The organism is Micrococcaceae bacterium Sec5.1 (assembly GCA_039636795.1).
In the GTDB taxonomy this organism is placed as follows: Bacteria; Actinomycetota; Actinomycetes; order Actinomycetales; family Micrococcaceae; genus Arthrobacter.
The window spans coordinates 117015-143044 of record CP143430.1; the positions used below are offsets into that span (position 1 = coordinate 117015).

At 61.6% G+C, this 26030-nt stretch carries 19 protein-coding genes and 3 rRNA genes; 19 read left to right on the forward strand and 3 right to left on the reverse strand.

The annotated features are described in order from the left end of the window. Positions 1–7: 7 nt before the first annotated feature. Positions 8–496: an inorganic diphosphatase gene (locus VUN82_00615; protein ID XAS72396.1), complete on the reverse strand. Its 489-nt coding sequence runs from the start codon at positions 494–496 to the stop codon at positions 8–10. A 144-nt stretch (positions 497–640) separates the two neighbouring features. Between VUN82_00615 and dacB the strand changes: the two genes are divergently transcribed. From dacB to rrf, 19 genes are all read left to right on the forward strand, one after another. Beyond that, positions 641–2095, forward strand: coding sequence for a D-alanyl-D-alanine carboxypeptidase/D-alanyl-D-alanine-endopeptidase (gene dacB / locus VUN82_00620; GenBank protein XAS72397.1), 1455 nt, complete (start codon positions 641–643; stop codon positions 2093–2095). A 77-nt stretch (positions 2096–2172) separates the two neighbouring features. Continuing rightward, a complete protein-coding gene (locus VUN82_00625) occupies positions 2173–3294 on the forward strand; it encodes a zinc-dependent metalloprotease (GenBank protein ID XAS74796.1) in 1122 nt (373 codons plus the stop codon). Between the two features lie 125 nt (positions 3295–3419). Continuing rightward, positions 3420–4478, forward strand: a complete 1059-nt coding sequence (tilS, locus tag VUN82_00630; protein XAS74797.1) for a tRNA lysidine(34) synthetase TilS — start codon at positions 3420–3422, stop codon at positions 4476–4478. Positions 4479–4509: 31 nt separating this feature from the next. Continuing rightward, positions 4510–5061 carry a hypoxanthine phosphoribosyltransferase gene (hpt, locus tag VUN82_00635; GenBank protein ID XAS72398.1) on the forward strand — a complete coding sequence of 184 codons (552 nt, stop codon included), beginning with the start codon at positions 4510–4512 and terminating at the stop codon, positions 5059–5061. 40 nt (positions 5062–5101) lie between these two features. Continuing rightward, positions 5102–6154 carry a LacI family DNA-binding transcriptional regulator gene (locus VUN82_00640; GenBank protein ID XAS72399.1) on the forward strand — a complete coding sequence of 351 codons (1053 nt, stop codon included), beginning with the start codon at positions 5102–5104 and terminating at the stop codon, positions 6152–6154. 166 nt (positions 6155–6320) lie between these two features. Continuing rightward, complete coding sequence (gene ftsH, locus VUN82_00645) at positions 6321–8390, forward strand: ATP-dependent zinc metalloprotease FtsH (protein ID XAS72400.1); 2070 nt, start codon at positions 6321–6323, stop codon at positions 8388–8390. A 10-nt stretch (positions 8391–8400) separates the two neighbouring features. Beyond that, complete coding sequence (gene folE / locus VUN82_00650) at positions 8401–9033, forward strand: GTP cyclohydrolase I FolE (GenBank protein XAS72401.1); 633 nt, start codon at positions 8401–8403, stop codon at positions 9031–9033. Positions 9034–9040: 7 nt separating this feature from the next. Next, positions 9041–9946, forward strand: coding sequence for a dihydropteroate synthase (gene folP, locus VUN82_00655; GenBank protein XAS72402.1), 906 nt, complete (start codon positions 9041–9043; stop codon positions 9944–9946). 12 nt (positions 9947–9958) lie between these two features. Continuing rightward, a complete protein-coding gene (gene folB / locus VUN82_00660; protein ID XAS72403.1) occupies positions 9959–10318 on the forward strand; it encodes a dihydroneopterin aldolase in 360 nt (119 codons plus the stop codon). Further along, entirely contained in the window at positions 10315–10854 is a 540-nt protein-coding gene (gene folK, locus VUN82_00665) for a 2-amino-4-hydroxy-6-hydroxymethyldihydropteridine diphosphokinase (GenBank protein ID XAS72404.1), read from the forward strand. The genes folB and folK overlap by 4 nt, the downstream gene beginning before the upstream one ends. A 2-nt stretch (positions 10855–10856) precedes the next feature. Beyond that, a complete protein-coding gene (locus tag VUN82_00670) occupies positions 10857–11378 on the forward strand; it encodes a DUF3180 domain-containing protein (protein ID XAS72405.1) in 522 nt (173 codons plus the stop codon). Further along, a complete protein-coding gene (locus VUN82_00675) occupies positions 11359–11871 on the forward strand; it encodes a PH domain-containing protein (protein ID XAS72406.1) in 513 nt (170 codons plus the stop codon). The genes VUN82_00670 and VUN82_00675 overlap by 20 nt, the downstream gene beginning before the upstream one ends. Beyond that, positions 11868–13394 carry a PH domain-containing protein gene (locus tag VUN82_00680; protein ID XAS72407.1) on the forward strand — a complete coding sequence of 509 codons (1527 nt, stop codon included), beginning with the start codon at positions 11868–11870 and terminating at the stop codon, positions 13392–13394. The genes VUN82_00675 and VUN82_00680 overlap by 4 nt, the downstream gene beginning before the upstream one ends. Continuing rightward, complete coding sequence (locus VUN82_00685) at positions 13387–14295, forward strand: DUF2520 domain-containing protein (protein ID XAS72408.1); 909 nt, start codon at positions 13387–13389, stop codon at positions 14293–14295. The genes VUN82_00680 and VUN82_00685 overlap by 8 nt, the downstream gene beginning before the upstream one ends. Before the next feature lie 5 nt (positions 14296–14300). Continuing rightward, positions 14301–15203, forward strand: coding sequence for a pantoate--beta-alanine ligase (panC, locus tag VUN82_00690; GenBank protein ID XAS72409.1), 903 nt, complete (start codon positions 14301–14303; stop codon positions 15201–15203). A gap of 116 nt (positions 15204–15319) precedes the next feature. After that, on the forward strand, positions 15320–16804 hold the full coding sequence (locus VUN82_00695; protein ID XAS72410.1) for a DHA2 family efflux MFS transporter permease subunit: 1485 nt from the start codon (positions 15320–15322) through the stop codon (positions 16802–16804). A 1023-nt stretch (positions 16805–17827) separates the two neighbouring features. Further along, a 16S ribosomal RNA gene (locus VUN82_00700) occupies positions 17828–19347 on the forward strand. A gap of 574 nt (positions 19348–19921) precedes the next feature. Beyond that, positions 19922–23066, forward strand: a 23S ribosomal RNA gene (locus VUN82_00705). Between the two features lie 190 nt (positions 23067–23256). Further along, a 5S ribosomal RNA gene (rrf, locus tag VUN82_00710) occupies positions 23257–23373 on the forward strand. Together the 16S, 23S and 5S rRNA genes form the textbook arrangement of a ribosomal RNA operon. Positions 23374–23764: 391 nt before the next feature. On the opposite strand, the gene VUN82_00715 is transcribed toward rrf, so the two are convergent. Together VUN82_00715 and VUN82_00720 are read right to left on the reverse strand one after the other, a co-directional pair. Next, on the reverse strand, positions 23765–25291 hold the full coding sequence (locus VUN82_00715; protein XAS72411.1) for a DUF222 domain-containing protein: 1527 nt from the start codon (positions 25289–25291) through the stop codon (positions 23765–23767). A 113-nt stretch (positions 25292–25404) separates the two neighbouring features. Beyond that, positions 25405–25998 carry an HhH-GPD-type base excision DNA repair protein gene (locus VUN82_00720; protein ID XAS72412.1) on the reverse strand — a complete coding sequence of 198 codons (594 nt, stop codon included), beginning with the start codon at positions 25996–25998 and terminating at the stop codon, positions 25405–25407. Positions 25999–26030: the final 32 nt, after the last annotated feature.

Below are 26030 nucleotides of genomic sequence, written 5' to 3' on the forward strand. Positions count from 1 at the left end.
AGTGTTGCTAGTGGCCTTCGGCCGAGAAGCGCTTGATGGAAGCTTCCAGCTCGGCTTCGGCAGCGGCGCGATCGCCCCAGCCCTCAGCCTTGACCCACTTGCCGGGCTCCAGGTCCTTGTAACGGGTAAAGAAGTGCTCGATTTCCTTGATGAGGAATTCGCTGACGTCGCTGACTTCCTGGATGTGGTCGAAGCGTGCATCCACCGGAACGCAGAGGACCTTGGCGTCTCCGCCGCCGTCGTCGGTCATGTTGAAAACGCCGATGGGGCGGGACTCAACAATGACGCCCGGGTGGAGGTCGAAGTCCTGCAGGAGCACCAGTGCGTCCAGCGGGTCGCCGTCTTCGCCCAGGGTGTTCTCGAAGAAACCGTAGTGCGTGGGGTACTGCATGGAGGTGAAGAGGACGCGGTCCAGGCGGACGCGGCCGGTTTCGTGGTCAACTTCGTACTTGACGCGCGATCCCTTGGGGATCTCGATGGTCACGTCGTGCTTCATGGCGTGCTCCTTGACGGGTGGGGGTGGGGCGCGGCATGCAAAAGTGCAGCCAGCGCCGCCGACTACTATTGAGGATATAGCGAGAGGCCCGGGTTTCTTGAACCGGCGGGGACATTTTCAGGACTGACAGGACCAAGCAACTGCATGAAGGGCGTTAAAAACGGGGGTGCCCGGAAGTGGGTGTCCACGGCGTGGGGGCGCTTGAAATGGCCGATGCTGTTGACGTTGGTTCTGCTGTGCCTCGGGGCGATCGTGGTGGTCGGCATGCTGCCAGGACTCCTCAGCGCACCCAAGCCCTCCCCTTCCGCGCCGCCATGGCAGCAGGAACCTGACCGCCTGTCCGAGGCCAACGGCGTGCTTCCCCTGGACGCAGATGCGCCCGTGCCAGTACCGGCTGAGCTCTCGCGACTTGTGAATGACGCCCTGAAACCTTCCGGTGCCGGTAGCATTACGGGCATTGTCATGGACGCCTCCACAGGCACGGTCCTGTTCGACCGCGATGCCAACGCCAACCGTATCCCGGCGTCGAACATGAAGCTGTTGACCGCCGTCGCCGCTTTGAAGGCGCTCCGTCCCGAATCCCGCTTTACCACCCGCGTGCTGTCCGGTTCTGATGCGTCAACAGTGGTGCTGACCGGGGGAGGGGACGTGCTGCTCGGCGGAGGTGCCTCGGATCCAGCTGCCGTGATGGGCCGGGCCGGGCTTGCAACCCTGGCCGCCGATACCGCCGCTTCTCTGGCTACGGCGGGGGTCAAGGGGCCGGTGACCGTGCAGGTGGATGATTCGCTGTTCAGCGGAGCGCCCCTCAATCCTGCGTGGAGCTTGGACGACGTCGCGGCTGGCGAGACCGCCCCTTTGTTTTCCCTTGCCCTGAATTCCGGGCGCTACTCATCCGCGGTTACCACTGGGCTGCGTCCACAGGATTCGGCCGTCACCACCGCCCAGGCTTTCGCCGAACAGTTGGTGGCTGCCGGCGTCCAGGTGAGTCCCGGCGTCGAGCGTGGCAGGGGCGTCCCCGCCAAGGTGCTGGCCGCCGCCGAGTCCGCCACTGTGAGCGAGCAAGTGGACCTCATGCTGGAGACCTCGGACAACTTCCTGGCGGAGGCGCTCGGACGGATGACCGCCATTGCATCAGGTCAGGAAGCGACGTACGACGGCGCCACTTCAGCCGTGCGGCAGCGGCTGGGGGAGTTGGGAATCGCCACAGGTTCAATGCAGTTGGCGGACGTTTCGGGACTGGCCCTGGAGAACCAGGTCACTGCGCGCCAGTTTGCCGAGGTAGTGCGCGCCATCACCAGCGGACCGGACCTGAGCCTGAGGACGGCCTTGGACGGATTCCCGGTGGCGGGCCTTACGGGCACCTTGGACGACAGGTATGTGGACCCGAGTACAGCCCAGGGCGCAGGCCTTGTCCGCGCCAAAACCGGCACGCTCAACACCGTCATTGCGCTGAGCGGGTACGTAGTGGACGCTGATGGACGCCTGCTGGTGTTCTCGTTCATCGGCAATGGCTTGGAACCGGGTGCGGCTGGAAACAAGGAGGCGATGGACCGCTCTGCGTCGGTGCTTGCCTCATGTGGGTGCCGCCAGCCCGGTTAGGGAACAGCAAACCCCGTCGCTCCGCGCGGAGCGAACTTAAGGGTCGGTTGTCAGAGTCATGTGGTGTGATGGACCGTATGGTGTCATCTGCCCGAGATTCGTCAGCAGGGGCCCCGTCCCTGATCAATTGGGACCTGGCCGCCTCCACGGCTGCCCGGCTTACCCCTCCCGGTCCCGCGCTGAGCGCCGGGGAGATCGGCAAGGCGGTGGATAACCTGCGCTTCAACGCCGATATCTCCGTCCCGCATGTCCATGACATCACCGGCCTTGAAGCGGCGCGGGACCTGCGGGATTCGCACGTCCTCGTCGTGGACCGAGCCTCCTGGTCCAAGGCCAACACCCAGAGCTTCTCCGTCATGCTCCAGCCTGTTCTGGAGAAAATGCTGGAGTCCCGCAGCAGCCTGTCCCTGTCACCTGCTGCCGCTGCCGCCAGTGGGGCCATCACGGGCAGCCAGCTCGGCGCCATCCTTGCTTTCCTGTCCAGTAAAGTCCTGGGCCAATACGATCCCTTCGCGGCCTTGGCCCCGGACGCCAACGTTCCTGCGGGCGGCCGGCTGCTCCTTGTTGCACCCAACATCATCTCTGTTGAACGCGAACTCAACGTTCACCCGGACGACTTCAGGCTCTGGGTATGCCTCCACGAGCAAACCCACCGCGTTCAGTTCGCCGCAGCGCCGTGGCTGCGGGACCACATGCTCGCCGAAATCGAAAAGCTCAGCGGTCATCTCCTGGGCAACATGGATTCCCTGGTTGAACGGGCAGCCGCCGTAGCCAAGTCCCTGAAGGACCGCGCTGCATCAGGGAACGTGCCAAGCCGGGGCGCCATTCTGGACCTGCTGCAGGATCCTGAGGAGAAGGCTTCCCTATCCCACATCACTGCCGTCATGAGCCTCCTCGAAGGTCACGCCAATGTGGTGATGGATGCGGTCGATTCCAGCATCGTCCCGTCCGTGAAGACGATTCGCCAGCGGTTCAATGATCGCGGCAAGGACCGCGGCATGATCGAGAAGTTCATCCGCAATCTCCTCGGTCTCGACGCCAAAATGCGCCAATACACAGACGGCGCAAAGTTCGTGCGCGAGGTTGTCGAGGTGGGTGGCATGGAAGGCTTCAACCGGGTATGGAACTCGGCCGAAAACCTCCCCACCGAGGAAGAGATCCACAATTCCAGGATGTGGCTCGAGCGGATGGGGCTTTGAGCGCACCCGTATTTGATGGCCCCTCAAACAGTGACTCGGACAACACGTCCAAAAGCAGAGTGACAGGCAAGGGCCGACGCCGGCCCGGCCGTTTAGCGCCCGTCGTCGGCAAGGCACGCAAGCAGTTGCAGAACGCCTTGGCCGCTGCGGGTTACCCGGAACGTGTTCTCGTAGCCTGCAGCGGAGGACCGGATTCGCTTGCGCTCGCAGCAGTAGCTGGATACTTCGCCCGGCGCGGACACGTGGATGGACATCCCCTGTCCGTGGCCGGCGTGGTTGTTGACCACCAACTTCAGGCTGGCTCGGCAGAGGTAGCTTCCCGGACCGCAGCTGTCTTGCGGGAACTGGGCCTCTCACCTGTGGAAGTGCATACGGTGGAGGTTGCCGCGACTGGATTCGGGCCCGAAGCTGCCGCCCGCGATGCCCGGCACGCAGCACTCGATGCCGCTGCAGCTGACCTTGGTTGCGATCGAATCCTGCTCGGGCACACCTTGGACGATCAAGCCGAACAGGTGCTCCTGGGCCTGGCCCGTGGCTCGGGTACGCGCTCTTTGGCCGGCATGAGGCCGGCCCGGGGACGCCTGCTAAGGCCCTTCCTGGGCCTAAGGCGGGAAGAGACCCTGGAAATCTGCGAGGTCGAGGAACTGCAGCCGTGGCATGATCCGAGCAACAGTGACTCTGCTTTCGCGCGCTCGCGAACCCGCGTCGAGGTAATGCCCGTCCTCGAAGAAAAGCTGGGTCCAGGCGTTGCCGAATCTTTGGCACGGACAGCCGCAATCCTGCAGCAGGACGCCGATTTCCTGGAGGATCTCGCAAACGAGACGTATCTCTCGCTGGTGCAGCGAACCGACGACGGCGCGTGGTTGCCGGAGGACGCCGTCCGCGGACTTCCCGCGGCGCTGAGGTTCCGCGTCATCGCGAAGGCGGCTGCCGACGTCGGGGGCCAACAACCCGGGTACGGACGGCTCCAAGCCGCGGAAGCACTGCTTCGCCGCCAGGGTTCGGCCGGCCCTGTGGAACTTCCGGGCCACGTCAGTGTCTACCGCTTGTCCCTCAGCGATTTGGAGCAGGAACGGGCTGTCTCCGGCGGTCCCGGGTCCGCTGCTCCGGCCACCGGCGGTCCCCGCGAGGCCGCACGCTGTGGGAAGCTAGTATTCCGGCATCAGAAATCGCCCCAACAGTAGCCGCACCCGAGCATCAAAACAGGAGCCATTGGTGGATTCAAACGACGTCCAGGCAGATCTCAAGCACGTTCTTTACACCAAAGAGCAAATCCAAACGCGCATCGCTGAACTGGCGGCGCAGATCGACAAGGACTACGAAGGCCGCGAACTGCTGATCGTCGGTGTCCTCAAGGGTGCCGTGATGGTCATGGCGGACCTGGCGCGTGCCCTGCACAGCCACGTCAGCATGGACTGGATGGCAGTTTCTTCCTACGGTTCCGGCACCCAATCCTCCGGTGTTGTACGGATCCTCAAGGACCTCGATACCGACCTCATGGGCAAGGACGTGCTGATCGTCGAGGACATCATCGACTCCGGCCTGACACTGTCATGGCTCAAGTCCAACCTCGAATCCCGAGGTACGGCCAGCGTTGAGATCTGCACCGCTTTCCGTAAGCCGACCGCCGCCAAGGTGGAGATCGACGTCAAATACGTCGGCTACGACATCCCCAACGAGTTCGTTGTGGGCTATGGCCTGGATTACGCCGAGAAGTACCGCAACCTGGACTTCGTGGGCACGCTGGCTCCGCACGTTTACGAGTAACACACGCCCTTTCACGGGATCACAGGGACGTGGGGACCGGTTGACGAACAAAAGCATTGGCATCAAGGACGTAGCTGTTGCCGCCGGCGTGTCTGTCACCACTGTTTCCCACGTCCTGAATGACGTCGCCTACGCCCGCATCAGCCTGGAAACACGGGAGAAGGTCAAAGCCACGGCGGAACGCCTGGGCTATGGCCCAAACCGGCTGGCCCAGGCCCTGCGAACGCAACGGACCGGGATGCTGGGACTCGTCAGCGAGGAAATCGCCACCACACCACACGCAGGGCGAATCATCCTGGGTGCGGATGAGGCCGCCAGGGCGCGGGGCTACAACCTGATGATCATCAACACCTCAGGTGCGGCAAGTGACGAGTCCCGGCAGGCCGACGTCGAGGCCCTCCTGGAGAGGCGCGTGGATGGCATTCTGTACGCCACCATGTACCACCGCGAGGTCACCTTGCCGGAAAACCTGAGTTCAGTTCCCGCAGTGCTTGTGGACTCCGAGAGCGTGGCAGGGAGCGTCGCTTCGGTAGTGCCCGACGAAGAGGGCGGGGCGAGAGTAGCCGTTCAGAGCCTCCTGGATGCCGGCCACCGCCGGATCGGTTTCCTGAACAACACCGACGACGTCCCGGCTACACGGGACCGCTTGCGTGGTTTCCGGAACGCCTTGAACGAAGCAGGGCTCGACGGCGCCGCCGCACCTGTGGAGTCAGAACTCTCGGAGGTGATGGGCGGCTATGTTGCCGCCTTGCGGATGTTCAAGCGAAAGGACCGGCCCACGGGCCTGTTCTGCTACAACGACCGTATGGCCATGGGCGCCTACCGGGCAGCGGCCGAGGTAGGAATCAGCATTCCCAACGAACTGTCCGTGGTGGGTTTCGATGACCAGGAGCTCATCGCCGCCAACCTCTATCCTGGCCTGACAACAGTGGCGCTGCCCCACTACGAGATGGGCGCCTGGGCTACTGAACGCCTGATCGATGCCATCGAGGGCAAAGCGGACCTCGCCGTCCTGTCAGCTAAACCGACGATTCTGGAGTGTCCCCTGGTGGCCCGCGAATCCATCACGAATCCCCATCCAGGGCTGTCCTAGAGCGACGCAGGCGAGTATCCTGTGTACGCCCAGAGGGAACTTTTGAGCATTCCAGTGCGTGAATAACTGGGAACGGTGTATAGCTAGAAACTGAAGCAGCACCATTCGCGCGCAGAAGTTGCGCCTCGCAGCACTACCAGGAGGGACGGGGCAAAACCCCGATCAGATGAAAGCTAAGAGTTTCTTCAAGGGCCCGGGCATCTGGATTGTTGTCGTCGTCGGCTTGCTCCTGGTGGCATTCGCAACGCTGGCTCCGGGCGGTTCCACACGTATTGACACCAAGGACGGCCTCGAGCTCCTCGCGCAAAGCGGCAAGGTGGAGCAGGCCAAGATTTTCGACGCCGAGAACCGCGTTGACTTGGTACTGAAAGACAACCTGAATATTGATGGCCAGGACAAGGGCAAGAACGTCCAGTTCTTCTACGTCACGGACCGTGGCCCGGACGTCGTCAAGGCTGTCACCAGCGCCAACCCGGACAAGGGCTTCACCGACCAGCCGGTCGAGAACAACTGGTTCTCCGGTCTGTTCTCCCTGCTCATCCCCGTGCTGTTGCTCGGTGTGCTGTTCTGGTTCCTGCTTTCCCGCATGCAGGGCGGCGGCTCCAAGGTGATGCAGTTCGGCAAGTCCAAGGCCAAGCTGGTCAACAAGGACATGCCGCAGGTGACCTTCTCTGACGTTGCCGGTGCTGACGAAGCCGTCGAAGAGCTCCAGGAAATCAAGGAATTCCTCCAGGAGCCGGCAAAGTTCCAGGCCGTTGGCGCCAAGATCCCCAAGGGTGTGCTGCTGTACGGCCCTCCAGGCACTGGTAAGACGCTGCTGGCCCGCGCAGTTGCGGGGGAGGCAGGCGTTCCCTTCTTCTCCATCTCCGGCTCGGACTTCGTTGAAATGTTCGTCGGCGTTGGTGCTTCCCGTGTTCGCGACCTTTTCGAACAGGCCAAAGCAAGCTCCCCTGCCATCATCTTCGTTGATGAAATCGACGCCGTTGGTCGTCACCGTGGTGCCGGTATCGGCGGCGGCAACGACGAGCGCGAGCAGACCTTGAACCAACTCCTCGTTGAGATGGACGGCTTCGACGTCAAGACCAACGTCATCCTCATCGCGGCTACCAACCGTCCGGACGTGCTGGACCCCGCGCTGCTGCGCCCGGGCCGTTTTGACCGCCAGATCACCGTGGAAGCCCCGGATATGATCGGCCGCGAACAGATCCTCAACGTCCACGCCAAAGGCAAGCCGATGGCCCCGGGCATCGACCTCAGGGGTGTTGCCAAGAAGACTCCCGGCTACACGGGTGCGGACCTGGCCAACGTCCTGAACGAAGCTGCGCTGCTGACTGCGCGTTCAAACGCCAACCTGATTGATGACCGTGCCCTGGACGAGGCAATCGACCGCGTCATGGCAGGCCCGCAGAAGCGCAGCCGCGTCATGAAGGAACTCGAGCGCAAGATCACCGCGTACCACGAAGGTGGTCACGCACTGGTTGCTGCCGCGCTGCGCAACTCCGCTCCGGTCACCAAGATCACCATCCTTCCCCGTGGCCGTGCCCTTGGGTACACCATGGTGATTCCTGAGGACGACAAGTACTCGGTTACCCGTAACGAGTTGCTGGACCAGATGGCGTACGCCATGGGTGGTCGCGTTGCCGAGGAAATCGTGTTCCATGACCCGTCCACCGGCGCGTCCAACGACATCGAAAAGGCCACGTCAACGGCCCGGAAGATGGTCACCCAATACGGGATGAGCGAACGCGTTGGTGCTGTGAAGCTGGGCCAGGGTGGCGGCGAGCCGTTCCTTGGCCGGGACGCCGCGCAGGAGCGCAACTTCTCGGACCAGATCGCCTACGTTGTGGACGAGGAAGTGCGTCGCCTGATCGACCAGGCGCACGACGAGGCATACGCCATCCTCACAGAAAACCGCGAAGTCCTCGATCGGCTGGCACTGGAACTCCTTGAGCGCGAAACCCTCAACCAGGCCGAGATCGCCGAGATCTTCCACGACATCCGCAAGCGCGATTTCCGTGAGATCTGGCTGTCCAAAGAGTCCCGCCCTGTTCAGTCGATTCCGCCCGTAGAGTCGCGCGCAGAGAAGGCTGAGCGCGAGGCCCAGGAAGAGGCCAAGAAGGCTCGCCTGGATGAACCGCTTGATGCCGTAGCCCCGCATGCCCAGGGCGTCAGCAGCCAGGAGTCATTCCAGTCACCGGGACCCGACGGCGGCAACGACTCCCCGCTTCACGGCTAAGCTTTCTGCTGTGACTCATTTCGACGACGACGACCTCGCCGCCGACCACGGCTCAGCCGCGGACGGCAAGCGGGGCCACAAAGTAGACCGCCCGCGCATTGAAGCGGCAGTACGTGAAATCCTGCTGGCGATTGGTGAAGACCCTGATCGCGGGGGCCTGCATGACACGCCCAAGCGTGTTGCCAAGGCCTATGCGGAGGTCTTCGCGGGCCTCCACCAGCACCCGGCAGATGTCCTCTCCACCACGTTTGACCTTGACCATGAAGAGCTTGTCCTTGTGAAGGACATTCCCTTCTACTCCACGTGTGAACACCACCTGGTGCCGTTCCACGGGGTGGCTCATGTCGGTTATATTCCGTCACATGAGGGCAAGGTGACGGGCCTGAGCAAGCTGGCCCGTTTGGTGGACATTTATGCGCGCCGGCCCCAGGTGCAGGAGCGGCTCACCACCCAGATCGTTGAGGCACTGGTCAAGCACCTCAACCCGCGTGGGGCGATAGTCGTCATCGAATGCGAACACATGTGCATGTCCATGCGCGGCATCCGCAAGCCCGGCGCCAAGACTGTCACCAGTGCGGTGCGCGGTCAGCTCCATGACCCGGCCACCCGCGCCGAGGCCATGAGCCTCATACTCGGAAGGTAAGCAATATATGGATTCCCTCGCTGCAGCACCCGGAACCGGCCCGGCCACAAGCCCACTGCCGATTCTCCGCAAGCCGCGGCCCGCGGCCAGGTTTGAGGACCTGCCAACGGACCGCACGCTCGTTATGGGAATTCTCAACGTCACACCGGATTCCTTTAGCGACGGCGGCACCCACCGCACGCCGGACACCGCCATCGCGCTCGGGCTGCGTATGTTCTACGCCGGCGCGGACATCATCGACGTCGGTGGCGAGTCCACGCGCTCCGGCGCCGAACCCGTTTCTCCTGAAGAAGAACAACGCCGGGTCCTCCCGGTGATCCAGGCGCTGGTGAAGGCTGGCGCACTCGTCAGTATCGACACGATGCACACGTCAACTGCGGCCGCTGCCGTGGAAGCCGGCGCGGCGATCATCAACGACGTCTCCGGCCTGACCATCGAGCCGGACATGCCCGAGCTCGTCGCACGCACCAAGGTCCCGTACATCCTCACGCATCGTCGTGGCGATGCCCGCACTATGGACAGCCTCACGGAGTACAACAACGTGACGGAAGACGTTGTGGCTGAGCTCAGCGGTGTCCGCGACAAACTTTACGCGGCAGGCGTCGCTCCGGAGCAGATCATCGTTGACCCCGGGATTGGCTTCTCCAAGAACGAGAACCAGAACTGGGAAATCCTTAAGAACCTGGACAAGCTGTTCTCACTCGGCCACAAGGTCATGGTGGCTGCATCACGCAAGCGGTTCCTCGGCTCGCTCCTCACTGTTGCCGGCAAGTCTGCCGCACCGCTGGAACGCGACGCCGCCACCGCAGCTATCACTGCTTTGAGCGCTGCGAAGGGTGCTTGGGCTGTTCGCGTCCACGACGTCGGTCCGAGCCTTGACGCCGTCAAGGTTGCTGCTCGAATCGCCCGCTGACCGGAGGACCTTGTGGACAGGATCACGCTGACCGGTGTCACCGCCGTCGGCCATCACGGAGTGTTCGATTTCGAGCGCCGGGACGGCCAGCCGTTCGTCGTGGACGCCGTCCTTCATACTGACTTCAGCAAGGCTGCGGAGACGGATGACCTCCAGTACACCGCGCACTACGGCGAGGTGGCTGAGCTCATCACCTCGCATATTGAGGGCGAGCCGCTGAACCTGATTGAGGGGTTGGCAGTGAGGATCGCCGATGGCATCCTCGCCAATTACAACGTGGCCGCAGTGGATGTCACCGTCCATAAGCCGAAAGCGCCCATTGAGGTTCCGTTTGGCGATGTCACTGTGAGTGTCCACAGGGAGCGATCATGAACTCCGGATACACCAAAGCGATCCTGGCCCTCGGCAGCAACCTCGGCGAGCGGAACGACACCCTCTCCACCGCCGTCGCCGATCTCGTGGACCCGCCGGACATAAGGCTCCTTGGAGTGTCTCCGGTGGTCCAGACAAAAGCAGTCGGCGGCCCGGAAGGGCAACCCGATTTCCTGAACATGGTCATGGCAGTTGAGACAACGCTCAGTCCACTTGAGTTGTTGCGGCACTGCCACGACGTCGAGCAGAAGCACCACCGCACCCGTGAAGTGCGTTGGGGTCCGCGAACACTGGACGTAGACATCATCGTTTTCGGTGACGTGGTCAGTGACGACCCCGTCCTGACCCTGCCTCATCCGAGGGCGGCCGAACGCGCCTTTGTCCTGTACCCATGGTCGCTGCTGGAGCCGAACGCCCAACTGAACGGGCAAAGCGTTGCAGAGTTGGCGGCCGCAGCTGAGGACATGCCCGACATCCGTCGGTTCGACGGCTACGGCGATATCGCAGGTGTTCCGGCGACGGGAGCGGTGGAGTAGAAGTGAAGCCCATGCGCCCCGCGGTCCTGGTCATCATCGCCATCATCGCTGCCGCCATCGGTTGGCTGGCCACGGCGGCAACAAACCGCTTCAGCATGCCCACTCCCGTGCTTCCGGTTTCCGCACTGGTCACCATGGGCGTCATCGCAGTACTCACCCTGATCATGGGAATCCGGGTGCTGCGGTGGCGTAACGGCAAGAAGAAGAACCTGCTCAACCCGATCCTTGCCGCCCGGACGCTGATCCTTGCCCAAGCCTGCGCATATGCCGGGACGCTCCTCCTGGGCTGGCACGCCGGCATCTCCTTTGACCTTCTCCGAATCGGGACCTTGCGCAGTGGTGAAGGCATCCTCTGGAACGCCGTCCTGATGGGCGGTGGTGGCGTGGTGATGGTGGTCGTCGGCCTGGTGGTCGAGAGATTCTGCCGGATCCCACCGGAAGACCTCGAAGGTGGCACCCCTGGACCGGAAACCCGCCGCGGGGAAGCAAAAGGCGAAGGCGAGTATGCGTACCGAGGCGATTGACCCTCCCGGCGTCCAGTGGCTGCGGGTCTCCCCGAAGTACGTCACGGTCCGCTTGGTGGAGTGGGCCATTGGAAACCTGGTGATGGTGGCGATCCTTAGCCTCCCTCTCGTGTTTGTGCAGCTGGGTTGGTGGCGCTGGCCTCCGCTGTGGCTCGCCATCACAGTACCCGCGGTGATGCTTGTCCTGGCGTTGTGGCGGCTCGTGCTGATTCCGCGCCAGGTCCGTGCAATCGGTTACGCGGAGCGCGATGACGATCTCCTCATTCGCCGTGGCATCTTTTTCCAACGCACCATGGTGGTCCCGTACGGCCGGATGCAGTACGTGGATGTGACTGTTGGTCCGGTGGAACGCGGCCTTGGTCTTTGCACCTTGAAACTTCACACGGCTTCAGCTGGAACCAGCGCTTACCTGCCTGGACTTCCTGCCGAGGAAGGCGCACGGCTGCGTGAACAGCTCTCGGCACGTGGAGAAGCCAGGCTGGCCGGGCTGTGAGCACGGGGGGTAGCGCCACCGTGGGCCTCCCGGCTAAAGCGGACGACGGCGATTGGCGGCGCGTGCATCCAGCGTCACCGTTCGTACGCGGCTGGGTGGCGCTGGCCGCCGTCGGATACTTTTTCGGTCGCGACGCCTTTGAACGCGTACTTCAGGGCCGCGACATCCTGGATCCCAACCTCAACGGACGGGTTCCCTGGCTGTTGGCCGGTGGCGGCATTGTGCTTCTCCTGACGGTGGGCGGATTCATCCTGAGCTGGTACTTCACGCGCTACCAGGTGGCCGAGGGCTATGTCCGGGTCAACACAGGATTCGTGTTCAGGCAGCAGCGGCAGGCTCGGTTGGACCGGGTCCAGGCGATCGACATCGTGCAGCCCCTTTTGGCGAGGATCTTTGGCCTCGCTGAGCTCAAGTTTGAAGTCGCCGACGCCGGCGAGTCGGCCGTGCGGCTCGCTTACCTTCCGCTGGCCCAGGCCAAACAGTTACGCGCCACTATCCTTGCCCGTGCCGCCGGAGTGGTGAGCGGCCCGGAAACTGCGCAAGAAATCCCCGAAGCGCCGGAGCACGTTGTCTTGTCCGTGCCGCCTTCCCGGCTTATTGGCTCGCTCCTGCTGAGCGAGCAGACCGTCGGGATCCTGCTCGGCGCCGCCGCATCCATAGCCATCTCCGTGTACACCGAAAACAGCGCCATCTTCCTGGCGCTGATCCCGGCCGTGCTGGGCATTGGTGCTGCTTATTGGAACTCATTCAACAAGGGCTACAACTTCACCGCGGCGATTTCCCCTGATGGGATCCGGCTACGCTACGGGCTCCTGGACACGCAAGCCCAGACCCTGCCCCCGGGCCGAATCCAGGCACTGAAGGTCAGGCAGCCGCCCATCTGGAGGATCTTCGGCTGGTACCGCATGCAAGTTAACGTGGCCGGCTACGGTGGCGCGGCAGGCAATGAGAACGCTGCGCGGACCACTTTGCTGCCAGTGGGCTTGAAGCCGGATGTCATGCGGATGCTGTCCCTCGTGCTGCCGGACCCGGGTGTTGAGGATCCGGAACGGGTGTTCACTTCCGCGCTGGAAGGGTTGGCTGGGCCTACCTCCACGGATGGTTTCGTCACTACTCCGCGCCGGGCCTGGCTCCTGGCACCACTGGGCTGGCGGCGCAATGGTTTCCTGGCCACGCGAACGGCATTGTTGATTCGATCCGGCCGATGGTGGCGCACCCTGGTTCTGGTTCCCCATCAGCGCACACAGTCCATGGCCTTGCAGCAAGGTCCGCTGGCGCGGCGTTTCGGGGTGGCTGATCTTGTCCTCCACACCACGGCGGGACCTGTTGTGCCGCGCCTCTATCAGGCTGACGTGGAGCAGGCTGTGCAGCTGTTCGACCAGCAGGCCGCCCGTGCCCGCGAGGCGAGAAGGCGGCAGACCAGCGAGCAATGGCTCGCCGAGGTAAGCGGCCAGACTCTACCACAATCAGAACCTGAATCACTACCGCAAGCACCAACCCAGGAGGACCCTCAGCATGGTTAGGCCAGGAAGACTCGGAGTCGGCATCATCGGCGCCGGAAAGGTGGGTGCCGTCCTGGGTGCCGCTTTGCGCGCGGCCGAGCACGCCGTCGTCGGGGTTTCCGCCGTTTCCGAAGCGAGCCGCGAGCGGGCAGAGACGCTGCTGCCGGGAGTCCCGATCCTTGGGATCCAGGACATTGTGGAGCGGTCGGAACTGGTGCTGCTGGCCGTTCCCGACGATGCCCTCGGCGAACTTGTTGAGGGACTCGCGAAGCTTGGTGCCTGGCAACCGGGCCAGTTGGTGGCGCATACATCCGGCCGTTTCGGCGTCGGGATCCTGCAACCGATCCGCAGCGCGGGTGCCATTCCGCTTGCCATGCATCCTGCCATGACTTTCACCGGCATGAGCCTGGACCTGACCCGCCTCATGGATTGCACCTTCGGAGTCACAGCCGACGCCGCCATGTTGCCGATTGCCCAGGCCCTGGTAGTGGAGATGGGTGCCGAGCCGGTAGCGATCGCCGAGGCAGACCGCACCCTGTACCACGCGGCCCTCGCGCACAGCTCCAACCACATGGTGACGCTTGTTGCGCAGGCATCCCAGTTGCTGCGGGAAATCGGCGTCGAATCCCCGGAGACCATGCTGGGTCCATTGCTGCGGGCCACACTCGAGAACGCTCTCGCGTCCGGGGAGTCTGCATTGACCGGTCCAGTCGCGCGCGGCGATGTAGGCACCGTTGCTGCGCACGCCCAGGCGCTGAAAGAATACGACGGCGGTGCGGGCGGGGACGTGCTTGCGGCCTACCAGGCCATGGCCCGGGCAACGGCCCGGCGTGCCGGAAACCGCGGACTGCTGCGCCCTGAACAACTGACTGACATTGGCGAGGCCTTGGGAACAGAGCCCACGGCGCCGGAAGGAATCTGAACAGCATGGCCATCAAACTCGTAACCACCGCGGCCGAACTGCGTGCTGAAAGCGCCCGGCTCCTGGCTTCCAAGGGAGGAAGTTCCCAAGGCCTGGTGCCGACCATGGGCGCGCTGCACTCCGGCCATGCAGCGCTGGCGTGGACCGCAGTGGCTGAGAACGACGTCGTGGTAGCCACCATTTTCGTGAATCCGCTCCAGTTCGGCGACGCCGTGGATCTCGACCGCTATCCCCGTACCCTTGAGGCCGATATGGCCCTCCTCGATGCCGAAGGAGTGGACCTTGTCTTCGCACCCTCCGTGGACGAGGTGTACCCGGGTGGCCAGCCGCTGGTTCGCGTCACGGCCGGCCCGCTCGGCGGGAAATGGGAAGGCGCTTCACGACCCGGGCACTTCGACGGTGCCCTGACCGTGGTGGCCAAGTTGCTGCACTACGGACTTCCCGGCGGTGCAGCTGCGGACGGTTCGACGCCGACCTACCGTGCCTACTTTGGCCAGAAGGACGCCCAGCAGCTTGCCCTCGTGAAGAGGATGGTCGTGGACCTGAACTTCCCCGTGGAGATCGTGCCGGTGCCAATCGTCCGCAGTGACGACGGGTTGGCTCTTTCAAGCCGTAACCGCTTCCTCTCGGACGAAGAACGCGACGCAGCGCTGGTGCTCTCACGGGCTCTGCGCCTCATCGAGTCCCGCGCGAACGCACATGAACCACTGGACCTGGATTCCGCCGTCGCCCTTGTTGAATCCCAGCCACTGGTGGAACTGGACTATTTCGACGTCGTGGATCCCACCACTCTTGAGCCGCTGGCCGAGAACTGCAAGGAGACTCCGTTCCGCGGCGAAGGGCTGGCAATCGTTGCCGCAAAGGTGGGTCCTGTGCGGTTGATAGACAACGTTCCGCTTAATTCCTGAGGTTGAATACCTAACGTTTGGATTTTCTGCTGACGGGAATCTCTTGGGCGTCTAGACTGTTCCTGTCTTCACCGGCATTGATCGCCGGAATCCAAGCCCAAACCTGAGGAATCCTCATGTCTACCGACGTCACGTCCGACGCCAACAGCGAGCCCGGTTCCGGCGCGTCCGCAAGTGCTGCCTCCACAGAGGAAGCGCTCACGCAGGCTCCTGTCTCAGCGAAGATGTCCCGTGAATCCGTCACGGTCATTGTCACCTTGTTGGTCGCCACGTTTGTGGTGATCCTCAACGAGACCATCATGAACGTGGCGCTCCAGCGGCTGATGACCGATCTGAAGGTGGATGCGCCCACGGTCCAGTGGCTCGCCACCGGGTTCATGCTGACCATGGCGGTCGTCATTCCGACCACCGGATTCATCCTGCAGCGATTGACCACGCGGGGCTCGTTCATGCTCGCCATGGGACTCTTCAGCGGCGGAACTCTGCTGGCCGCCCTGGCGCCCGGGTTTCCCGTGCTGCTCCTGGCACGCATCGTCCAGGCCGGCGGCACGGCCATCATGCTGCCATTGCTGATGACCACCATTCTCACGCTTGTACCGATGTCCCGGCGCGGAGCCGTTATGGGCAACGTCAGCATCGCCATCTCAGTCGCTCCCGCCATGGGTCCCACCGTTTCAGGCATCATCCTGGACCACTTCTCGTGGCGCTTCATGTTCGTGTTCGTGCTCCCCGTAGCGCTGGCTGCCTTGGCGATTGGCGCCAAGTTCCTCACCAATGTGGGGGAGCGCGGGAAGACTGGCTTGGACTTCACTTCAGTGGTCCTCACCGTTCCTGCTTTCGGTGGCTTGGTCTACGGCCTCAGCCAGATCGGTGGCGCCAACGCCGGGGTGGTCCCGATCATCGCACTCGTGGTTGGAGTCGTGTGCCTGGCGCTGTTCGTCTTCCGCCAACTCAAATTGCAGAAGACCGATTCGCCGCTGCTGGATCTCCGGGCCTTCAACTTCCGAATGTTCACAGTGTCCACACTGCTGATGGTCGTAGCGATGATGGCCCTGTTCGGTGGCGTCATCCTGCTCCCGCTGTACCTGCAGAACACCCTGCACCTCCAGCCGATGGAAACCGGCCTGGCGCTCTTGCCCGGCGGTCTGGCCATGGGTCTGCTGGGTCCTGTAATCGGGCGGATCTTCGACAAAGTGGGTCCCCTGCCCCTGACCGTATCCGGTTCGGTCCTCATGGTCCTGACGCTCTGGCAGTTCTCGCGCCTGGACCAGGCCAGTGCTCTGGGATGGGTGATTGCGCTGCACGTGACGCTGAGCCTCGGCCTGGCATTGCTCTTCACCCCTGCCTTCACCACCGGCTTGAACCCGCTGCCTCCGCACCTGTACTCCCACGGATCGGCCATCATGAGCACAGCCCAGCAAGTTGCCGGCGCCGCTGGCACTGCGCTGCTCGTGTCCATCTTCGCCGTAGTGTCCGCATCCTCCGGCCTGGTAGCCGGGATGCAGGCAGCCTTCCTGGCGGCAACCATCATTGCCGGCGCCGCAGTGGTGCTCGGTGCGATGATGCGCAAAACCGAGGGCGCAGGCCACGGCGGTCACTGAGTCTTCGTGCCGTTTGGCTGGGCCCGGCTGTTCGGCTGGGTCCGGCTGTTCGGCTGGGTCCGGCTGTTCGGCTGGGCCCGGCCGATAGGCGGGCATCCTCTGCGCGCTCGCTCGTGCCTCGCTTGGACGCGCGCTGCCGGATGCCCGCCAAACAGCCTCTTGCCCTTATCAACGTTCTCTCACATCCTGACCCGTTTTGCCCGACGTTCTCTCAGGTCCTGACGCGTTTTGCCCGATGTTCTCTCAGGTCCTGATGCGCTTGGACCGACGTTCTTTCAGGTCCTGACCCGTTTTGCCCGATGTTCTCTCAGGTCCTGACGTGTTTGGACCGACGTTCTCTCAGGTCCTGACGTGTTTCGCCCGATGTGCTCTCAGGTGCTGATGCGCTTGGGCCGGTTGCTGCTGAGCTCAGTGCCTATTTGGCTTGCCAAGTACGAGCTGCTGACTAGGCTCGACGGCGGATCCTGGGTGCCGCTTCAAAGCGCGGCTATTGCCACCATTTCTTTGTGTGACGGGGTTCACGGATACTGGTTCTTCGGATATTGAGACGTTTCTGGGCTGTTTCCCCAGTGTTTACGGCGTTTTAAGCGGTGTCTGGGTGGATTTGTTCGGACGGTATGGCGCGTGTAAAGTTATCTGAGTCGCCGCCGCTGATGCGGAAATAAAGGTGACGAAATCCCCTTCAAATTGCCGGATTCCGGTGGTGCTTTTTGCGCCTCTGATCTGGTTGGGGAAGCTGAGGACGGTTTGCTTCATGCGACCGAATCGGGTAACTTTGCAAAGTTGCTCCGGAGCGATCCTGTGGCCCTGTTAGGGGTGCGGGTGGTGCCGGTTAGTGTCTGTTGTTTGAGAACTCAATAGTGTGCCAAGTTTGTTGATGCCGATTGTTTTATTGATTGGTTGAAATTATGGCCAGGCCGTTGCGCACCCCCGTGTGTGGTGGTCTGGTTTTCAGCTGGTTTCGAATTTTGTGCAGCCGCGCTGGCCGTTATTTCCGGTGGGTGTGGTTGTGTCTGTTATTTTTCAACGGAGAGTTTGATCCTGGCTCAGGATGAACGCTGGCGGCGTGCTTAACACATGCAAGTCGAACGATGATCCCAGCTTGCTGGGGGATTAGTGGCGAACGGGTGAGTAACACGTGAGTAACCTGCCCTTGACTCTGGGATAAGCCTGGGAAACTGGGTCTAATACCGGATACGACTCCTCATCGCATGGTGGGGGGTGGAAAGCTTTTGTGGTTTTGGATGGACTCGCGGCCTATCAGCTTGTTGGTGGGGTAATGGCCTACCAAGGCGACGACGGGTAGCCGGCCTGAGAGGGTGACCGGCCACACTGGGACTGAGACACGGCCCAGACTCCTACGGGAGGCAGCAGTGGGGAATATTGCACAATGGGCGAAAGCCTGATGCAGCGACGCCGCGTGAGGGATGACGGCCTTCGGGTTGTAAACCTCTTTCAGTAGGGAAGAAGCGAAAGTGACGGTACCTGCAGAAGAAGCGCCGGCTAACTACGTGCCAGCAGCCGCGGTAATACGTAGGGCGCAAGCGTTATCCGGAATTATTGGGCGTAAAGAGCTCGTAGGCGGTTTGTCGCGTCTGCTGTGAAAGACCGGGGCTCAACTCCGGTTCTGCAGTGGGTACGGGCAGACTAGAGTGCAGTAGGGGAGACTGGAATTCCTGGTGTAGCGGTGAAATGCGCAGATATCAGGAGGAACACCGATGGCGAAGGCAGGTCTCTGGGCTGTAACTGACGCTGAGGAGCGAAAGCATGGGGAGCGAACAGGATTAGATACCCTGGTAGTCCATGCCGTAAACGTTGGGCACTAGGTGTGGGGGACATTCCACGTTTTCCGCGCCGTAGCTAACGCATTAAGTGCCCCGCCTGGGGAGTACGGCCGCAAGGCTAAAACTCAAAGGAATTGACGGGGGCCCGCACAAGCGGCGGAGCATGCGGATTAATTCGATGCAACGCGAAGAACCTTACCAAGGCTTGACATGAACCGGAAAGACCTGGAAACAGGTGCCCCGCTTGCGGTCGGTTTACAGGTGGTGCATGGTTGTCGTCAGCTCGTGTCGTGAGATGTTGGGTTAAGTCCCGCAACGAGCGCAACCCTCGTTCTATGTTGCCAGCGCGTGATGGCGGGGACTCATAGGAGACTGCCGGGGTCAACTCGGAGGAAGGTGGGGACGACGTCAAATCATCATGCCCCTTATGTCTTGGGCTTCACGCATGCTACAATGGCCGGTACAAAGGGTTGCGATACTGTGAGGTGGAGCTAATCCCAAAAAGCCGGTCTCAGTTCGGATTGGGGTCTGCAACTCGACCCCATGAAGTCGGAGTCGCTAGTAATCGCAGATCAGCAACGCTGCGGTGAATACGTTCCCGGGCCTTGTACACACCGCCCGTCAAGTCACGAAAGTTGGTAACACCCGAAGCCGGTGGCCTAACCCTTGTGGGGGGAGCCGTCGAAGGTGGGACCGGCGATTGGGACTAAGTCGTAACAAGGTAGCCGTACCGGAAGGTGCGGCTGGATCACCTCCTTTCTAAGGAGCTGCTAACAACTTCTTGCCGTGCCTGCATGGGTGCGGAATGTGGTTGTCAGTGTTGCCCATTGCGCAGGCGTCTGTTCTGCGGTGGGTGCTCATGGGTGGAAACATCAACGAATCAAACTTCTTTGGCATGGCCTTTACCGGTTGTGTCCTGGTGCCAGTACGGCAACCCGTGCCCCTTTTGGGGGTGTGGTGTTGTGTGGAACGCTGCCGGGGCGTGGGTGGTATGGGGTTGTGTTTGGCGCACTGTTGGGTCCTGAGGCAACAGGACCTTTTTGCAGCAATGCAGGGGGGCATCTTCTGGTGTTTCTTTTGTTCCTGCTTCCGGCGTCCCGGTCACTGTTATCAGCCCCTGCCCCCGCGTTTTGTGGGTGTGTGGGTTGTGGTGGGTGGGGTGTGGTTGACGGGGTTGTTGTTTGAGAACTACATAGTGGACGCGAGCATCTAGAACATGCGCTGTGCCGGCTCTTTTGGGGGTTGGTGGGTGTGTGTTCTTACAGCAATTTCTTATGAATGAACCTGGCCCTTGTGGTCGTGGTTCTCTCGAGTAAGTTTTTGATCTTTGTGTGGTCAAGTTTTTAAGGGCACACGGTGGATGCCTTGGCATTAGGAGCCGAAGAAGGACGTAGGAATCTGCGATAAGCCTGGGGGAGTTGATAACCGAGCGTTGATCCCAGGATGTCCGAATGGGGAAACCCCGCACAACGCTGTCAAAAGTGATTGTGTGACCCGCATCTGAACACATAGGGTGCGTGGGGGGAACGCGGGGAAGTGAAACATCTCAGTACCCGCAGGAAGAGAAAACAAGAGTGATTCCGTTAGTAGTGGCGAGCGAACGCGGATCAGGCTAAACCGTTTCCATGTGTGATAGCCGGCGGGCGTTGCATGGGCGGGGTTGTGGGACTTTCCGTACTGGTTCTGCCGGACTGGTGGGGTGTGTAGTGCAGGCATAGGTGAACGGTCTTGAAAGGCCGGCCAGAGAGGGTGTGAGCCCCGTAACCGTAATGTTGTGTACCGCCTGGAGAGGATCCCAAGTAGCACGGGGCCCGAGAAATCCCGTGCGAATCTGTCAGGACCACCTGATAAGCCTAAATACTTCCTAATGACCGATAGCGGACCAGTACCGTGAGGGAAAGGTGAAAAGTACCCCGGGAGGGGAGTGAAACAGTACCTGAAACCGTGTGCTTACAATCCGTCGGAGCCAGTCTGATTCTGGTGACGGCGTGCCTTTTGAAGAATGAGCCTGCGAGTTAGTGTTACGTCGCGAGGTTAACCCGTGTGGGGTAGCCGTAGCGAAAGCGAGTCTGAACAGGGCGAGTGTAGTGGCGTGATCTAGACCCGAAGCGGAGTGATCTACCCATGGCCAGGTTGAAGCGACGGTAAGACGTCGTGGAGGACCGAACCCACTTCAGTTGAAAATGGAGGGGATGAGCTGTGGGTAGGGGTGAAAGGCCAATCAAACTCCGTGATAGCTGGTTCTCCCCGAAATGCATTTAGGTGCAGCGTTGCGTGTTTCTTGCCGGAGGTAGAGCTACTGGATGGCCGATGGGCCCTACAAGGTTACTGACGTCAGCCAAACTCCGAATGCCGGTAAGTGAGAGCGCAGCAGTGAGACTGTGGGGGATAAGCTTCATAGTCGAGAGGGAAACAGCCCAGACCACCAACTAAGGCCCCTAAGCGTGTGCTAAGTGGGAAAGGATGTGGAGTTGCGAAGACAACCAGGAGGTTGGCTTAGAAGCAGCCATCCTTGAAAGAGTGCGTAATAGCTCACTGGTCAAGTGATTCCGCGCCGACAATGTAGCGGGGCTCAAGTACACCGCCGAAGTTGTGGATTTCACACAGTGCCCTAGCCTTCGTGGTTCAGGGGTGTGGAGTGGTAGGGGAGCGTCGTGTGGGCAGTGAAGTCGCGGTGGAAACCAGCGGTGGAGCCTACACGAGTGAGAATGCAGGCATGAGTAGCGAAAGACGGGTGAGAAACCCGTCCGCCGAATGATCAAGGGTTCCAGGGTCAAGCTAATCTGCCCTGGGTAAGTCGGGACCTAAGGCGAGGCCGACAGGCGTAGTCGATGGACAACGGGTTGATATTCCCGTACCGGCGAAAAACCGCCCATGCCAAGCGGGGGATACTAACCGCCCGGAGCCTGCCCTATCACCCTTGTGGTGTGTGGGTTTTGGCCGAGCGCGGGATCTGATCCCGGGAGGTAAGCGTATTAACAGGTGTGACGCAGGAAGGTAGCCGGGCCGGGCGATGGTTGCCCCGGTCCAAGGATGTAGGGTCAGGGATAGGCAAATCCGTTCCTGTGTGTTTCGAGCACGATCCTGAGATCTGATGGGACCCCCGCATGGGGGGATCCGGTGATCCTATGCTGCCTAGAAAAGCATCGACGCGAGGTTTTAGCCGCCCGTACCCCAAACCGACACAGGTGATCAGGTAGAGAATACCAAGGCGATCGAGAGAATTATGGTTAAGGAACTCGGCAAAATGCCCCCGTAACTTCGGGAGAAGGGGGGCCTGCCCCGTGATACAGACTTGCTCTGTGGAGCGGGTGTGGGCCGCAGAGACCAGGGGGAAGCGACTGTTTACTAAAAACACAGGTCCGTGCGAAGTCGCAAGACGATGTATACGGACTGACTCCTGCCCGGTGCTGGAAGGTTAAGAGGACCGGTTAGCCCGTAAGGGCGAAGCTGAGAATTTAAGCCCCAGTAAACGGCGGTGGTAACTATAACCATCCTAAGGTAGCGAAATTCCTTGTCGGGTAAGTTCCGACCTGCACGAATGGAGTAACGACTTCCCCGCTGTCTCAACCATAAACTCGGCGAAATTGCAGTACGAGTAAAGATGCTCGTTACGCGCAGCAGGACGGAAAGACCCCGAGACCTTTACTATAGTTTGGTATTGGTGTTCGGAGTGGCTTGTGTAGGATAGGTGGGAGACGTTGAAGCCCGGACGCCAGTTCGGGTGGAGTCATCGTTGAAATACCACTCTGGTCACTTTGGACATCTAACTTCGGCCCGTGATCCGGGTCAGGGACAGTGCCTGATGGGTAGTTTAACTGGGGCGGTTGCCTCCTAAAAAGTAACGGAGGCGCCCAAAGGTTCCCTCAGCCTGGTTGGCAATCAGGTGTCGAGTGTAAGTGCACAAGGGAGCTTGACTGTGAGAGAGACATCTCAAGCAGGGACGAAAGTCGGGACTAGTGATCCGGCGGTACATTGTGGAATGGCCGTCGCTCAACGGATAAAAGGTACCTCGGGGATAACAGGCTGATCTTGCCCAAGAGTCCATATCGACGGCATGGTTTGGCACCTCGATGTCGGCTCGTCGCATCCTGGGGCTGGAGTAGGTCCCAAGGGTTGGGCTGTTCGCCCATTAAAGCGGTACGCGAGCTGGGTTTAGAACGTCGTGAGACAGTTCGGTCCCTATCCGCTGCGCGCGCAGGAAATTTGAGAAGGGCTGTCCTTAGTACGAGAGGACCGGGACGGACGAACCTCTGGTGTGTCAGTTGTACTGCCAAGTGCATCGCTGATTAGCTACGTTCGGATGGGATAACCGCTGAAAGCATCTAAGCGGGAAGCTCGCTTCAAGATGAGATTTCCATACACAATTTGTGTGAGAGGCCCCCAGCCAGACCACTGGGTTGATAGGCCGGATGTGGAAGCGAGGACTAAAGACTCGTGAAGCTGACCGGTACTAATAGGCCAACAACTTACACCACACACAAAAGCACACTGCACGCGTCCACTATGTGGTTCCCGAACAACAAAACCCGTTGTCAGGAACAAAAACCACAACTAAATACACAACACCACAGGACCCTCACACCGAGGGAACACACATGTTGTAACCACAAAGCTTCCCACCCCAAAACACCCTCACCGGTGCACACGGGGTTCGGGTAACAAGGTTACGGCGGTCATAGCGTGGGGGAAACGCCCGGTCCCATTCCGAACCCGGAAGCTAAGACCCACAGCGCCGATGGTACTGCACCCGGGAGGGTGTGGGAGAGTAGGACACCGCCGGACAATCATTAACAGGGAAAGCCCCGACCACGACGGTCGGGGCTTCCCCATTTAACCAACAAATGGTGCAAGGCCCAGTTTGACCAGACGCGCGCCCAGGCTCAAGCCAAGACAAAGGCCTCCACTATGGAGGCCTTTCGTCGTTAAACCTGTTCAGGAACCCCAACGGGCTTATGGCTGGCGCCGATGATCAACCACTCGAAGCCTGCCACCAACCTCAGGACCACGCCCTCCCCAGCCGCCGAGCTCAGCGGTAGACGGGATCACGCCGAGACGTCGGCCGTGGAGCCGCGCGATCTGTTGATCCCGAGGTCTTGAACGTCCCACCGCTCGTGCTCCCATGAATGCCGGCCCCGAATGACCGAGGAGCACGACGCCGCGCAACGCTGCCGCCTCACGCAGGAGAGCGCCCCGAGGTGTTCAGGACCGGACGACGAGCAGGGGCCTGCGGGTGCTGCAGCTGACGTTCGACTGTCCCGGCCGTTGATTCAGGAGCACTCGCATTCCCCGGCAATGGTGGGGCTGTGGTTTTGTATCTGTGTCCCGTGGGTGTGCTCACTTCCAGTTCATGTCTGCCGCCGGGGAGTGTTTTTGTGTTCCAGCCGGGGTTTTCTTTGGTGTGGTTGCAGGCTTCGCAGAGTCCCGCGCCGTTGACGAGGCTCGTTTTGCCGCCTCGGTGCCAGGCAAGCACGTGGTCGATGTGGCGGATGGGCGCGTCGCAGTAGGGGGTGCGGCAGGTGTCGTCCCTGGTTTCGATGAAGCGCCGCATTCCGAGTGGGAAGAGTCGGGCTTTGGAGTCGATGGCCAGCAGTTCACCGGAGGAAGGTGCGGTGTAGAGGCGGCGGAGCAAGACTCTAAAGTCCTTGCCCTCGTTGGACTTCGGGCTCACCTTGGACTCTGCGCTCACCTCAGCCTGCCCCGCGGCTCCGGCTCCGGCTCCGGCTCCGTCTTTCGCCTCTGCCCCAGCTGGCTCTCCGGCGATGAGGGTTCTGGCCCATTCGGCGGGGACGATTCCGTAGCCCTGAAGCCGTGCTGGTTCGCTGTCGCCTTGGAAGAGGGTCCGGTCGGTCATGACGAGCTGCACATCAACACCGCTGATGCCGCCGGGGGTGCCGGTGAGGTGTTCGGTCAGGGTGTCGGCCATGACCTGGCCCCGGGTCCGGGTGTCCCCGACCGAACGGGCCGAGTCAGCGTGCCGGGTGAGCGCGGCATACGCGGCGACGCCTTGGGCGACGGGGAGCAGTGCGGTGAGGATGGTCATGGTGTCCGGGGCGGGCCGGAGGCTGACGTGGCGCTCGGACGCGGCGTGGGCGGCGCGTTGGGTCACGGAGCGGGGGTCCCGCCGGTAGGCTGCGGCTCGTGCGGCGGCGATGATGGTTTTGTCTCCGGCGCCGTCGAAGGTTCCGGTGTCGGGGGCGAGTTCCTCATCGACGGCTGCCCGGTCTTCGACAGAGAGGCAGGCTGTTTCCTTCACCAACAAAGTGGCTCGCCATTCGTTCAGGTGTCCGGTTTCCAGGGCGGCCATGGTGCGCGGCATTTCTGAGACGAGGGCTTTGGCGAGTCCGAGGAGCCGGGACCCTTTGTTGGGTGATTCGTGCCGGGCCAGGGCGATCTGCGCACCCACACCCTGACCACGCTCAGCGGAGGGCACGCCTCCCGCGGCCTGTTCCCGGCGCTGCGCCAGGTCAAACGCCACCGACGCCCGCGCCTGCAAAGCCGCGATCGCTGACTTCACGTCCTCCAAACCACGAATCTGATCAATCAACTCATTGCTGGCCGCGGCGACGCGGAAAGCGCCCACCCGGACAAGCAGCTCCTCAGCGTCAGAGCGACGGAAGCCGGGGCCGGTGAAATCGCCGCTCCCAGGTACAGGCACAGTGGAAGCCACCCTGGCTGCTTGCAGCTCGCGAAACCTGTCCATGGAAAACACTCTTCCAGCACGGTCGATCCGGCAGCAGGCACCAATTCACCTATGTGGAAAAGCTGAAGGGGGAGGAACCTCGCGCGATCGCTAGTCTGCCGACGTCAGAGTATTCAGGCGCTCGTTGGCTTAGAGGCCTTCGCAGCTGCTTTGGCCGCTTGTTTGCTTGCCCGAACTTTGACCAGTGAGTCTGGATCCACGATGTCCGCGACAGAGAGGTATGAACCTTCCTCGCCGTAGTGCCCAGCCGCTTCCCGCCATCCGTTGGCCTGAAGGCCACATTGCTTTCCGAGGAGAGCAAGGAAGATCTTAGCCTTCTGCTCTCCGAACCCAGGCAAGGCCTTGAGCCGGCGCAATACTTCGGCGCCATCCGGATTGCCACTTGTCCAGATGGCTGCAGCGTCTCCGTTCCAATCCCGGTGCACGGTTTCGGCGAGGGCTTGGACCCTGCCGGCCATGGAGCCTGGGAAGCGATGCACAGCAGGGCGTTCTTTGAATACCTCTACGAAGCCTGCGGCGTCGTAGTCTGCGATCGTGCCTGGATCCAGTGATCCGAGGCGCGCACGGATCTTTTCCGGACCGGCAAACGCCGACTCCATGGTTACCTGTTGATCGAGCAACATTCCGGTCAGCAATGCGAACGCATCGTCACTTAACAGCTGATCGGCGGCGGCATCTCCTGTGATGTGCAGTTCCATGCGTCCCATCCTCCCACCAGTGCGCACGGTCGTCATCGGGA